The organism is Ruegeria sp. HKCCA0370 (genome assembly GCF_013033705.1).
In the GTDB taxonomy this organism is placed as follows: Bacteria; Pseudomonadota; Alphaproteobacteria; order Rhodobacterales; family Rhodobacteraceae; genus Ruegeria.
Genome location: NZ_WQEP01000004.1, coordinates 161812 through 174969, shown reverse-complemented (window position 1 = coordinate 174969; position 13158 = coordinate 161812). Strand labels below are relative to the sequence as shown.

At 58.5% G+C, this 13158-nt stretch carries 9 protein-coding genes; 8 read left to right on the top strand and 1 reads right to left on the bottom strand.

Annotated elements, in window-relative coordinates; all coding sequences use genetic code 11:
* Positions 1-3: 3 nt before the first annotated feature.
* The 5 genes from GOW31_RS11040 to paaZ all read left to right on the top strand — a co-directional run bounded on the left by GOW31_RS11040 (position 4) and on the right by paaZ (position 6273).
* Complete coding sequence (locus GOW31_RS11040) at positions 4-1023, top strand: TRAP transporter substrate-binding protein (RefSeq protein WP_171118138.1); 1020 nt, start codon at positions 4-6, stop codon at positions 1021-1023.
* 57 nt (positions 1024-1080) lie between these two features.
* On the top strand, positions 1081-1584 hold the full coding sequence (locus tag GOW31_RS11035; protein ID WP_152460571.1) for a TRAP transporter small permease: 504 nt from the start codon (positions 1081-1083) through the stop codon (positions 1582-1584).
* The gene (locus GOW31_RS11030) at positions 1584-2936 is read left to right on the top strand and encodes a TRAP transporter large permease (protein ID WP_171118134.1); all 1353 of its coding nucleotides are present in this window, start codon (positions 1584-1586) and stop codon (positions 2934-2936) included. The genes GOW31_RS11035 and GOW31_RS11030 overlap by 1 nt, the downstream gene beginning before the upstream one ends.
* Positions 2936-4123 (top strand): cytochrome P450, encoded by a 1188-nt coding sequence (locus GOW31_RS11025; protein ID WP_171170032.1) that lies wholly within the window; start codon positions 2936-2938, stop codon positions 4121-4123. The genes GOW31_RS11030 and GOW31_RS11025 overlap by 1 nt, the downstream gene beginning before the upstream one ends.
* 119 nt (positions 4124-4242) lie before the next feature.
* Complete coding sequence (gene paaZ / locus GOW31_RS11020; protein ID WP_171170030.1) at positions 4243-6273, top strand: phenylacetic acid degradation bifunctional protein PaaZ; 2031 nt, start codon at positions 4243-4245, stop codon at positions 6271-6273.
* A gap of 325 nt (positions 6274-6598) precedes the next feature.
* Here paaZ and GOW31_RS11015 read toward each other — a convergent pair whose 3' ends face one another.
* Complete coding sequence (locus GOW31_RS11015) at positions 6599-7051, bottom strand: Lrp/AsnC family transcriptional regulator (RefSeq protein ID WP_152460567.1); 453 nt, start codon at positions 7049-7051, stop codon at positions 6599-6601.
* Between the two features lie 115 nt (positions 7052-7166).
* On the opposite strand from GOW31_RS11015, the gene GOW31_RS11010 reads away from it, so the two are divergent.
* The 3 genes from GOW31_RS11010 to GOW31_RS11000 all read left to right on the top strand — a co-directional run bounded on the left by GOW31_RS11010 (position 7167) and on the right by GOW31_RS11000 (position 13126).
* Complete coding sequence (locus GOW31_RS11010; RefSeq protein ID WP_171170028.1) at positions 7167-8366, top strand: methionine gamma-lyase; 1200 nt, start codon at positions 7167-7169, stop codon at positions 8364-8366.
* A gap of 14 nt (positions 8367-8380) precedes the next feature.
* Positions 8381-10762 carry a 1-deoxy-D-xylulose-5-phosphate synthase N-terminal domain-containing protein gene (locus GOW31_RS11005; RefSeq protein ID WP_171170026.1) on the top strand — a complete coding sequence of 794 codons (2382 nt, stop codon included), beginning with the start codon at positions 8381-8383 and terminating at the stop codon, positions 10760-10762.
* Between the two features lie 387 nt (positions 10763-11149).
* Positions 11150-13126 carry a DEAD/DEAH box helicase gene (locus tag GOW31_RS11000; RefSeq protein WP_171170025.1) on the top strand — a complete coding sequence of 659 codons (1977 nt, stop codon included), beginning with the start codon at positions 11150-11152 and terminating at the stop codon, positions 13124-13126.
* The last annotated feature ends 32 nt before the right edge of the window (positions 13127-13158 follow it).

The window sequence follows — 13158 nt, the reverse complement described above, 5'->3', positions numbered from 1 at the left end:
ACCATGAAGTTCACCAAGTTGAGCACTCTTTTGGCCTCGGCCGCGCTGGCCGTTTCGGGCACGGTGGCGCTGGCAGCGGATTATACGCTGACGATTTCCAGCTGGGCACCGCCGACCCACGGCATAAACGCGAAGATGTGGCCGAAATTCGTGGAAATGGTCGAAGAAGCCACCGACGGCAAAGTCACAGCTGAACTGAAGCTGGGAATTGCCCCGCCGCCGGCGCAGATGGACCTGATCATGGATGGCGCGGCGGATGCGTCGATCATCTTCCACGGATACCAGCCCGGTCGTTTCGTCACCACCAAGATGATTGAGCTGCCCGGATATGAGGGCTCGGCCGAAGCGGCCTCGGTCGCGTATTGGCGTACATACGACAAGTATCTCAAGGCAGCGGACGAACATCGCGGTGTGAAAGTGATCGCCCTGCACACACACGGCCCGGCACAGCTTCATTCCAGCAGCCCGGTGACCAAGCTCGACGAGGTATCGGGCCTCAAGGTGCGTATCCCGGGTGGTGTCGGCGGAGATGTCGGCACGGCGCTGGGCGCAACCGGAATCCAGGTTCCCGCGCCGAAAGTATACGAGACACTCGCGTCGAAAGCTGCTGATGGTGTGGTTATGCCGTTTGAATCGCGCAAGGGTTTCAAGCTGACCGAAGTGGCGCAAAACGTATATGAAGTTCCGGGTGGCCTGTATCGCGGGTCATTTGCGTTCATCATGAACGAAGACACTTTTGCTGATCTTCCCGCCGATGTGCAGGCCGCTTTGGAAGAAAAGGTCTTCGGCGAACCGCTGAGCCGCGAAATCGGTAAAATCTGGGATGAGATCGACGCGATCGGCCGTGAAGCGACCGAACAGACCGAGGGCAACGCGATCAATGCAGCCTCTGCTGAAGATCTGGAAAAGTTCAATGCGATCGCTGCCGATGTGCGCGCCAAGGTCATCGAAGAGGTCAATGGCACCGGTGTTGATGCGCAAGCCGCTTATGACATGATCGTTAACGAAATGGCTGCCCAGTAACGCAGCCGGGCTGGCGGGGTTGACCCGCCAGCCATCTTCACCCGTTGGGGGCCAATCATGCAATCTATCGTGACCTTCGCGCGTCGCGTCAGTATCATTCCGACGGTGCTGGCCTGTGTGGCGCTGTTCATCCTGATGGTGATGACCTTTTTTGACGTCATCCTGCGCTCAGTCTTCAATGCTCCGATCGAGGCGGCAACCGAACTGACGCGGATTCTGATGGCGATCCTTGTGTTCTCGGTTCTGCCGATGATTTCGGCCGGGAAAGGGCAAATCGCCGTTGATCTGACCGATGGAATTTTTTCCCGCCTGCGGCTGAGCAGGGCGCGCGATGCAATTGTCTATCTGGTGTCCGGCATCATGCTGATCTGGCCGATTCAGCGCGTTTGGGTTCTGGCTGAACGTGCAAGGGATTACGGGGATGTCACCGAATACCTGTCGATCCCTGTCTTCTATGTCGGCTGGTTCATCGCCGCCTTCACTGCAATAACGGCCGTTGCGATGGTCATCACCGGTCTTTTGCACATTTTTGCCCCCCAAACCTTGTCGGAGCACGCCTGATGACTGCCGCACTGATCGGTTTCGCCCTTGTCTTGGTTCTTGTGTTGGTACGTTTGCCCATCGTGTTTGCGATGGGCCTCGTGGGGACGCTTGGGTTCGCATATGAACGCGGTGGCAGCATTCTGTCCGAGCGCGGGCTGAAGGCCGCCATGTCGATGGTGGGTCGCCAGATTACGGACACGGCACAGGACTATGGCCTTTCGGTCGTTCCACTGTTCATCCTCATGGGCCTGTTCGTGAACAAGGGCGGGCTCGCGCGCGAGTTATACGCGGTTTCAAACGCCTTCCTGGGCCACTTCCGAGGTGGTATCGCCATGGCGACGGTTGCCGCGTGCGGCGGCTTTTCGGCCATTTGCGGTTCCTCGCTGGCAACGGCTGCGACCATGTCCAAAGTCGCGATGCCCGAGATGCGCCGGTACCGCTACTCGGATGAGCTGTCGACCGCGTCGATTGCAGCGGGGGGCACGCTGGGTATCCTGATCCCACCGTCGGTCATTTTGGTGATCTACGGCCTGCTGACCGAAACATCGATCGGCAAACTCTTCGTTGCGGGCATCATCCCCGGTGTACTTGGCATCCTCTTCTATCTGTTCGCGGTGCGCTGGACCGTTTGGCGCAGGCCCGAGGCCGGCCCCGCCGGTGAACGCCACGGCTGGGGCGAACGCCTGTCGGCCCTGCGCTCGGTCTGGGCGGTGTTGCTTTTGTTCTTCCTGGTGATCGGCGGCTTGTACGGAGCGTTCGATTTCTATCCTCTGAACCTGACCTTCAGCCCGACCGAAGCCGCCGGTATGGGCGCCATGGGGGCATTCCTGATCGCATTGTCGCGCGGCGGGCTGACCCTTGGGTCGACCTTTGAAGTGCTGAAGGAAACCAGTTTCACCGCCGCGGCGCTGTTCTCGGTTCTGATCGGCGCGCAGATCTTTTCGAACTTCATCAACCTGGCCGGTCTGCCCGAAGCGTTGATCGCCTTGGTCACCGCATATGAGGTGGAGCCCTTCGTCGTGATCCTGATGATCCTCGGGATCTACATCATTCTGGGATGCGTCTTTGAATCGCTGTCGATGCTGTTGCTGACGGTTCCGATCTTTTTCCCACTGGTCACGTCATTGGGATATGATCCGATCTGGTTCGGCATCGTTGTCGTCGTCGTGACCGAGATCAGTTTGATCACGCCGCCCGTGGGTCTGAACGTGTTCATTCTGAAAGGCGTGGTCGGGGACGTATCGACCGGAACAATCTTCAAGGGGGTCACACCGTTCTGGGTGGCAGACATCTTCCGTCTGGCTCTAATCGTTCTGGTGCCTTGGCTGGTTCTGGTCCTTCCCGAACAAATGGGAGCGATGGGTCACTGATGTTCTCTTTGACTGCGCTTCCGGACGGGTTTCATATGGATCCCTATCCAACCTACGCCGCGTTGCGCGAAGACACGCCCGTCTGCTGGCAGCCCGATGGTTCGGTGGTCCTGTCGCGGTATGACGACCTGGATCTGGTGTACCGGGATACCGAGCGTTTCATATCGGATAAAAAGGCGGTTTTCGGCCCCAAATACGGTATCGACAGCCCGCTGTACGAACACCATACCACCAGCCTTGTGTTCAATGATCCGCCTCTGCATACCCGCGTCCGCAAGGTCATGGTCGGTGCGATGAACCCACGGGCGCTGGCGCAGATGGAACCGGGCCTGATTCAACTTGTCGATGGGCTGCTGGACGAGATGCAGGCCAAGGGCTCGGTAGAGTTGATCGAGGATTTCGCCGGTGCCATCCCGATCGAGATCATCGGCAACCTGCTTGGCATTCCCAGATCGGAACGTGGCCCTTTGCGGGATTGGTCTTTGGCTATTCTGGGCGCTTTGGAACCTCAATTGACGCCCGAGCAGGAAGAGTGGGGCAACCGGTCGGTATCTGATTTCAAGGACTATCTTCGGCATGTCATAGAAGATCGCCGGGCCAATCCCGGAGATCCTGCGACGGATGTCCTGACACGTTTGATGCAGGATGACACCGATGGTGGCTTGACCGAGGTCGAGCTGTACCAGAACTGCATCTTCATTCTGAATGCAGGGCACGAGACCACCACCAACCTGATCGGCAACGCATTGGAACTGTTGGAACGGCACCGCGACAAACGGGCCGAGCTTCTGGCCAATCCGGATCTGATCAACACGGCAGTGGACGAGTTTCTGCGGCTGGAAAGCCCAAATCAGTTTGGCAATCGTCTGACCACCGAAGATATAACGTTCCACGGTCAGACCATTCCGGCAGGTACGGACATTCACCTGTGTATCGGCGCGGCCAATCGCGATCCGCGGCAGTTTGAACAACCTGATGAGGTTGTATTGGATCGACGTCCCAACAAGCATCACGCGTTTGCCGGAGGGCCCCATACCTGCGTCGGCCTGACCCTGGCGCGTATGGAGGGTCGCGTGGCCGTCGGACGGTTTCTTGCGCGATTCCCGACCTATCGCATCACTGACGGTGCCGCACGGGGCGGCCGCATCCGGTTTCGGGGTTTCGCGCGACTGCCAGCTCAAGTCTGAGATGTTCGGTTTGGGTTGCCAATTCGCCAATTTATTGACCGACCGATCGGTTTATATTATGATTTCGTGAGACGGGCATATGGCCGCGCGAAGTTCACACAACAAATGAGGAGACGCTCATGACAATCCAACAGATTTCCAGCTTCGCGGCCGGTGAATGGGTTTCGCCCGGTGCGGGTGCCCGTAATATTACAAGCGCGGTCACCGGCGAGGTGATCGCCACGGCCGGCAATAGCGCGTTGGATGTGCAGGGGATGCTGGACTATGCGCGCAATGTCGGCGGGCCGGCGCTGCGGCAGATGACGTTCCACCAGCGGGCCAAGATGCTCAAGGCGTTGTCCGTTCATTTGGGTCAGCACAAACAGGAAATGTATGACCTGTCTTTCAGCACAGGTGCGACCCAGTCCGACCACTTGATCGACATAGACGGTGGTATCGGCACGATGTTCGTCTTCGCTTCGAAAGGTCGCCGCGAGATGCCGGACGGACATGTCTATCTGGACGGTGAGGTCGAGCAGTTGTCGCGCAATGGCACCTTCCTGGGGCAGCACATCTGTACCCCGTTGCACGGGGTGGCAGTTCACATCAACGCGTTCAACTTTCCTGTCTGGGGGATGCTGGAAAAGCTGGCTCCAACCCTTCTGGCAGGCGTTCCGGCCATCGTAAAGCCAGCAACGAACTCGTGCTACGTCACCGAACTATGCGTCCGGCTGATGCTGGATTCCGGCATTTTGCCTGCTGGCGCGTTGCAGCTGGTTTCGGGTGGTCTGGGCGATATGCTGGACCGTCTGACCATGCAGGACGTGGTCAGTTTCACCGGATCTGCGGAAACGGCGTCGAAACTGCGTTCCAACCCGGTGATTCTGGAGAATTCAGTTCGTTTCGTGGCCGAGCAGGACAGTCTGAACTGCTCGATCCTGGGCCCTGATGCCGAGCCCGGAACGCCGGAATTCGATCTTTTTGTCAAAGAAGTCCAGCGCGAGATGACCACGAAGGCCGGGCAGAAATGTACGGCGATCCGCCGGATCATTGCCCCAGAGCCTCAGGTGCAGGCGGTGATCGAAGCTCTGTCCGAGCGGTTGGCAAAAACGGTCATCGGCGACCCAAGGCTGGAAACCACACGCATGGGTGCGCTGGTCTCGAACGGTCAGAAACGCGATGTTCTGGAAAAGGCGGCAATCATCGGGCAGGAAGCCGAGCGCGTTTTCGGCGACCCTGACGATTTTGAGGTTGATGGAGCGGATGCCGAAAAAGGCGCGTTCCTGCCGCCGATGTTGTATCACTGTGCCAATCCGGATGCGGCCCGACGCGTCCATGACACCGAGGCTTTTGGCCCGGTTAGCACGGTGATGGGGTATCGCGATCTTGACCATGCGATCGAACTGGCAAATCGCGGGCAAGGGTCGCTGGTGGCATCGGTCATAACCCGTGACGCGGATGTGGCACGGCACGTTGCCCTGGGGGCCGGGGCCTATCACGGGCGGCTGTATTTCAACAATCGCGACTCGATGAAGGAATCTACCGGCCACGGCTCTCCTCTGCCGCATATGGTTCACGGCGGACCTGGACGCGCTGGTGGCGGCGAGGAGATGGGCGGTGTGCGTGGCGTGAAGCATTACATGCAGAGGACTGCCATTCAGGGGTCGCCCGATCTGCTGACCGCGATCGGGAACAAATGGGTTCCCGGCGCGACCGAGGTCGAAGGGCCAGCCCATCCGTTCACGCGCCGGTTTCACGAGTTGGCGATTGGCGAGACCCTCCACACGGCGCCCCGTACAATCACGATGGAAGACATCGAACACTTTGCCAATTTCACCGGCGATACGTTCTATGCGCATATGGATCAGGCAGCGGCCGAACGGAACCCGTTCTTCCCGGGCCGTGTGGCCCATGGGTATCTGCTTTTGTCATTTGCAGCCGGATTGTTTGTTGAACCGAACGAAGGCCCAGTTCTGGCAAACACCGGTCTTGACGGGTTGCGATTCATGAAGCCCGTCGAGGCGGGTGATACCATCAAGGTGCGGTTGACGGTCAAGGCCAAGACCAAACGGAACGAGGAATACGGCGAAGTCCGCTGGCATGTCACCCTGACCCAGCAGGATGATGAAATGGTTGCGGAATATGAGCTTTTGACGATGGTCGCCTACTAGGCCCGGAACCCATTGAACTTGGCAGGTCAGCGTGTTCACGGTTCGAAAAAAACGAGCGGTGAACATGTCTGATCTTCGGGATACGTGCCAGAAACCAGGGTCGCAAACAGTGCTGGTTGCCTGCAAAGCACGCCAAGCGGCGCAATCGCGTCAAGATCTTGTTCGACAGGATCAAGGGCTGGCGGCGCGTCGCAATCCTGTGCAACCGAGGCTCAATGGTCTTCTCGTCCGCGTCGCCATCGTCATCTGTTGGCTGTGACTCCTGATCCCAGCGCCCGTTGAACATGCACCTCAACCTGAGTTTGCAGATTGGCCGGGCGTTCCATCAGGGTGGAAAAACGGCGGTCTTCTTTACCGTTCCATAAACAAAGCTGGTGTCGATCGAAGCAATCCCACCGATCGGATGAATTCTGTTTCGAATGAATTCTTCATATGCCTCGAGATCCGATACCAACACCCGCAATTGGTAGTCCATCGCCCCGGTTAGCACGTGGCATTCAAGAACTTCGTCGATCATCCGAACGCGTTTTTCGAAATTCTGAACGTCCGTTTCATTGTGCCGCTCCAATCGGATCCGCACAAAAACGGTAATGCCTATGCCGTATGCGGTGGCGTCCACATCTGCGCTGTAACCCTTTATGATCCCGCGCGCTTCGAGGTTCTTGACCCGGCGCAGACAGGGCGACGGAGACAGGTTCACCTCGTCGGCAAGGTCCTGGTTCGTCATGCGCCCGTCCTTTTGCAACGCCCGAATGATTTGTCTGTCTTTTTCGTCCATTTCAACCTTAAACTTGGCAGAATCTGCCAATATGGATCGCGGTCTTGGTATTATTTGCAAGCAAAAGCCCAAAGTAAAGGTGCAAACTGTCGCCAGCTTGAAACAGGAGCTTGCAATGACTCGTTCAACCGGATTTGCCACCCGCGCCATTCACCACGCTTACAACCCTTTGGAAAATGACGGCGCCCTTACCCCACCGCTGCATTTGACGTCCACGTTTGCCTTTGAAACCGCAGAGGCCGGTGGAGAGATGTTTGCCGGTGAACGCGCAGGTCATATCTACAGCCGTATTTCGAACCCCACATGTGACCTTCTGGAACAACGCATTGCCGTGCTTGAAGGGGCCGAGGCCGGACTGGCCCTTTCCAGCGGCATGGGGGCGATCACGGCAGTGCTTTGGACCCTTCTGTCGCCGGGGGACGAAGTCATCGTGGACAAAACGCTCTATGGCTGCACCTTCGCCTTCATGCGCCACGGACTGGCAAAATGGGGGGTCACAATCACCCATGTCGACATGACAGACCCAGAGAACCTGAAAGCCGCCGTTTCCGACAAAACCCGCGTTGTCTATTTCGAAACTCCGGCCAATCCGAACATGCGCTTGGTGGACATCGCCGCCAGCGCCGAAATTGCGCATTCGGTCGGAGCAACGGTTGTCGTCGACAACACCTATGCCAGCCCCTATCTGACCCGCCCGATCGAGCACGGGGCGGATATCGTTCTGCATTCTGCCACCAAATATCTCGGCGGTCATGGCGACGTGGTCGCTGGTCTGGTTGTCGGCACCGCCGAACAGATCGCCGAAATCCGCCTGGTCGGAATGAAGGATATGACCGGTGCGGTCATGGCCCCTTTCAACGCGATGCTGATCCTGCGTGGCCTGAAAACACTGAACCTGCGTCTGGATCGTCATTGCGCGTCAGCCAGGGTCGTCGCTGATTTCCTCGAGGCCCATCCCGCCGTCGGCGAGGTTTACTTCCCCGGGCTGAAAAGCTTTGCCCAGCATGATGTCGCGCAGCGGCAAATGTCCCAACCCGGCGCCATGATCGCGTTCGAGATCAAGTCCGGCCTGTCCGGTGGGATCGAATTCATGAATCGTCTGAACATGATCCAGCGCGCGGTGTCCTTGGGCGATGCCGAAACGCTGATCCAGCACCCTGCATCCATGACTCATTCGACCTATACCCCGGAAGAACGGGCCGAGCATGGGATCAGCGATGGTTTGATCCGTTTGTCCGTCGGGCTTGAGGATGTCGAAGATATCCTCGCAGACCTGGAGCAAGCTTTGCCGTATCCTGCCCGCAGCGCCGCCTGAACCCGGAGACCGCCATGCACATTGATCCCACCCAGTTGAAGATCGTTGAACAACGTCTGTTATGGTTGTCGCATTGGATGATCCACCATGCCAACCACATCCGGCCAAAGGTGGATGGGATCAAGGTTGGTGGCCATCAGGCGTCGTCTGCTTCGATGGTGTCGATCATGACCGCGCTCTATTTTTCGGCCCTGCGCCCTGAAGACCGGGTGGCTGTCAAACCCCATGCCTCGCCGGTTTTCCATGCGATGCAGTATCTCATGGGCAATCAAACGCGCGAGAAGATGGAAAACTTCCGTGGTTTTGGCGGTGTGCAAAGCTATCCCAGCCGGACCAAGGATATCGACGACGTTGATTTTTCCACCGGGTCTGTGGGGCTGGGTGTCGCGATCACCTCGTTTGCCTCGATCATTCAGGATTACATCAAGGCCAAAAGCTGGGGCTCGAATGCTCCGATGGGGCGGATGGTGGCCCTTGTAGGCGACGCAGAACTGGACGAAGGCAACGTCTATGAGGCATTGCAGGAAGGCTGGAAGAACGACCTGCGCAATACGTGGTGGATCATTGACTACAACCGGCAATCCCTGGATGGCATCGTCCGCGAAGGGCTGTTCGAACGGATTGAAAAGATCTTCGATGCGTTCGGTTGGGATGTCGTGCGCGTGAAATATGGGGTTCTGCAACGCGCGGCCTTTGAAGAACCGGGTGGCGATCGCCTGCGCGACTGGATCGATGCGTGCCCCAATCAGGATTATTCGGCTTTGACCTTCATGGGGGGCGCAGTCTGGCGGCAGCGCTTGATAGACGATCTGGGGGATCAGGGGGATGTGACTGCCTTGATTGAACGGCGGACGGACGCAGAGCTGGCGGCGCTGATGGAAAACCTTGGCGGCAATTGCGTCGAGACCATGGCCCGGACATTTGCCGCCATCGATCATGATCGCCCGACCTGTTTCCTGGCCTACACTGTCAAAGGGTGGGGCACCCCCATCGCAGGTCACAAGGACAATCACGGCGGGCTGATGAACAACAGCCAGTTCGCCGCGTGGCAGTCGCATATGGGCGTGCCAGACGGCGAGGAATGGGAGCCGCTTGCGACAGTACAGGACCCCGCCGCATTCAAGGATTTTCTGGCCAGGGCACCGTTCTTTGCCAAGGGTCCGCGCCGCTATTTCGATGACAAGCTGGACGTGCCAAGGATCGAGGTCGACACCAGCCGTGAAATCTCGACCCAGATGGCGTTTGGCAAGATCCTTGACGATCTGTCAAAAGGTGATGGCCCGTTGACCGAACGCATCGTGACAACCTCTCCGGATGTCACCGGCACGACGAACCTGGGGCCTTGGGTGAACAGGCGCAAGCTGTTTGCCCGATCCACGCAAGCCGATGCCTTCATAGAACATCGGATCCCTTCGACGGCGAAATGGGAATTCACGCCGGAAGGGCAGCATATCGAGCTTGGGATCGCCGAAATGAACCTGATGCTGCTTCTAGGAGCGGCGGGTCTGTCGCATTCCCTGTTTGGCAAACGTTTGATCCCGATCGGCACCGTCTATGACCCCTTTGTCAGTCGCGGCCTCGATGCGCTGAACTATGCCTGCTATCAGGATGCACGCTTTATTCTCGTTGGTACGCCGTCGGGCGTGACACTGGCACCTGAAGGCGGAGCGCATCAATCCGTCGGCACACCGCTGATCGGGATGAGCCAGGACGGGCTGGCTGCATTTGAACCCGCCTTTGCTGATGAACTGGCGGTGATCATGGAATGGGCCTTCGACTATCTGCAACGCGACGGTGAAGGACAACCGGACGAGCGCACATGGCTGCGCGATGAAACCGGCGGTTCCGTCTATTTGCGTCTGACGACCAACCCGATTGAGCAGCCCGGCAAACGCGTGGATGACGAGTTTCGGCAGGGTGCCATTGACGGGGCCTATTGGTTGCGAAAACCGGGGCCCAATTGCGAAGTTGTAATCGCCTATCAAGGTGCTGTCGCGCCCGAGGCAATCAAGGCCGCCGGTATCATCGGCGAGGGCCGGCGCGATGTCGGCGTTCTGGCCGTGACGTCCGCGGATCGGCTGAATGCCGGTTGGACGGCTGCACAACGCGCGCGGTCGCGCGGCAACCCCGCCGCACTATCCCACATCGAAACCCTGATGTCTGGCCTGCCGGCGCACTGCAATCTGGTCACCGTGATTGACGGGCATCCTGCAACATTGTCGTGGCTGGGCGCTGTGCGCGGTCATCAGACCATTCCGATGGGGGTCGAACATTTTGGCCAGACAGGAACGATCGGTGATCTCTATCGCCACCACTGTATCGACGCCGATGCCATCATCGAAAAAGTGAATGGATTGACCCGTGGCAGAGTACTGCTTAGGGCAACAGGGGCTTGAGATTGGGGCAACAAGATCAAAAACGAACCCGCTCGGGCTCTTGTTTGACCCATGTCGCATCGACGACGGCCATGTCATCGAAATGATCGGCGCGATTATGCGTGCCCGGTGCATGTTTCCGACGCCCAACAGCAGGCAGCTGCCGGCAAGATGTTGAATTATGTTCCCGCGTTGACCTAGGCTTGACGCGGCCCGGCCCTGGCGGTTGCGTCAGGGTCTGACCTGTCAGGGTGTTCCCTTATGAGGAGCTTTTCGGCGAAAATGCCCGTTTTCCCGTCTATACAACCGGGATGGCAGCCGATAAGGGGCTGTCTTTACCCTTGGATGATCCGCTGATCGCAATTCCGCACAGCGCCTATCACCTGGCCGATACAAAGAACCACCACCGTGAAACAAACCATTGCAGATGCGCTAGCGCGCAAGGGCTATGATACATTGACCCAAGTTCAGCGAGCCGTCACCCAGCCCGAGCTGGAAGGGCGCGACATGCTGGTTTCGGCCCAGACCGGATCAGGGAAGACCATTGGGTTTGGTCTGGCGATAGCGCACAGGGTGCTAGGCGATGAAGAAACGCTCGGCAAACCCGAAGCGCCGTTGGCGCTGGTTGTCGCACCGACCCGCGAGCTGGCACTTCAGGTAAAACGGGAACTTGGCTGGTTGTATTCCGGAGCGGGAGCGTTTCTGGCCTCGTGCGTCGGGGGCATGGACATTCGGGATGAACGTCGCGCGTTGGCCCGAGGCGCACATATCGTTGTGGCCACTCCGGGACGACTTCGCGACCATATCAATCGAGGTTCAATCGATCTGACAGCTATCCGAGCGGTTGTCCTGGACGAAGCGGATGAAATGCTGGATCTGGGGTTCCGCGAGGATCTTGAGTTCATCCTTGATGAAACACCCGCGGATCGTCAGACCTTGTTGTTTTCTGCCACTGTGCCAAGCGCAATTGCCAATCTGGCCAAGCGGTATCAGCGCGACGCGGAACGTGTGAGCACGGTCGGCGAACTGACCCAGCATGCGGATATCGAGTATCGGGCCATGACGGTGGCGCCGCGTGATGGTGAAAACGCGATAATCAATGTGCTGCGATATTACGAGGCCCCCAATGCCATCGTTTTCTGCAACACCCGAGCGATGGTTTCGCGCCTGACCGCGCGCCTGTCGAACCGGGGGTTTTCTGTCGTGGCCCTGTCAGGTGAGCTGACCCAGAGCGAACGATCCAACGCGTTGCAGGCCATGCGCGATGGACGGGCCCGGGTCTGTGTCGCAACCGATGTTGCGGCCCGCGGCATCGATCTGCCCAACCTTGATCTGGTGGTCCATGCCGAACTGCCCAACAGCCATGAAACACTGCTGCACCGGTCTGGCCGCACGGGTCGCGCTGGGCGCAAGGGCGTCAGTGCCCTGATCGTCGCGCCATCATCGCGCAAAAAGGCAGAGCGCATTCTGAAATTTGCCAAGCTGACAGCAGAATGGGGATCGGCCCCGTCTGCGGATGAGGTGAACGAGCGTGATCAGGCTCGGATGCTGGCATCAGAGGACTGGCAGGTCGAGGTCATGGAAAGCGAGCGCCCGTCTGTTGAAAAACTGATTGCTCGCTTCACGCCCGAACAAATCGCAGCCGCTTACCTCAGGCAATACAAACTACGCCATTCCGCCCCGGAAGAGCTGTCGGGGGTCGATCAGACCGCCCCAAAGCTGCGCGCATCTTTTGGGCCAGGCGTCTGGTTTTCACTGTCCGAAGGACGCAATCAGAATGCGTCTCCCCGTCATATGCTGCCGATGATCTGCAAGGCGGGCGATCTGACAAAAGACGACATCGGTGCCATTCGGATTGCCGAGGACGTAACTTATTTCGAAATCAGTGAGGGAAGTGTCGACCGCTTTCTGACGGCCATTGGTCCAGAGATGAAAGTCGAAGAAACCAAAGACCTTGTGCGGTTGGACAAAGCACCGGACCTGTCGTCAACCGGTCGGTCTGGTCTCAAAAGAAAGTTCAAAGGCAGACCTACGGGACACAAAACGGAAAACTCTCCGGCTGAGCGGAAAGCCCGCCGCCGCCAATCCAAGCCCGAGGTTCAGCCTGCCCAGACCGTGCCCGCGACCGAAACCCGCCGAGCGTCGGATGACGACGCAAAAAGCCAGTTCAGCGCTTCGGGCGCAAAACCGAAAAAACGCAAGCCCGGCAGTGTCGAGCAAAGGAGAGGTCGCTCTAAACCAGCCGGAGACGCGCCGAAAGGTCCGCCGCCGCCGAAGGGCAAGCCAAACAGCAAGAAGAATCGTGCACGCGCGGCGGCCGTCAAATCCGCCAAGGGTGGCAACGCAGTTCCAAAACGTCGCAAATCCGGACCCAAGGGCAGTTGATTTCCGCCACGCGCAAGGTCTGTCCTCTGGGC

Excerpts from the sequence above, each read along its gene's own strand:
- GOW31_RS11040 (WP_171118138.1), top strand. The coding sequence starts at position 4 with ATGAAGTTCACCAAGTTGAGCACTCTTTTGGCCTCGGCCGCGCTGGCC.
- GOW31_RS11035 (WP_152460571.1), top strand. The coding sequence starts at position 1,081 with ATGCAATCTATCGTGACCTTCGCGCGTCGCGTCAGTATCATTCCGACG.
- GOW31_RS11030 (WP_171118134.1), top strand. The coding sequence starts at position 1,584 with ATGACTGCCGCACTGATCGGTTTCGCCCTTGTCTTGGTTCTTGTGTTG.
- GOW31_RS11025 (WP_171170032.1), top strand. The coding sequence starts at position 2,936 with ATGTTCTCTTTGACTGCGCTTCCGGACGGGTTTCATATGGATCCCTAT.
- paaZ (WP_171170030.1), top strand. The coding sequence starts at position 4,243 with ATGACAATCCAACAGATTTCCAGCTTCGCGGCCGGTGAATGGGTTTCG.
- GOW31_RS11015 (WP_152460567.1), bottom strand. The coding sequence starts at position 7,051 with ATGGACGAAAAAGACAGACAAATCATTCGGGCGTTGCAAAAGGACGGG.
- GOW31_RS11010 (WP_171170028.1), top strand. The coding sequence starts at position 7,167 with ATGACTCGTTCAACCGGATTTGCCACCCGCGCCATTCACCACGCTTAC.
- GOW31_RS11005 (WP_171170026.1), top strand. The coding sequence starts at position 8,381 with ATGCACATTGATCCCACCCAGTTGAAGATCGTTGAACAACGTCTGTTA.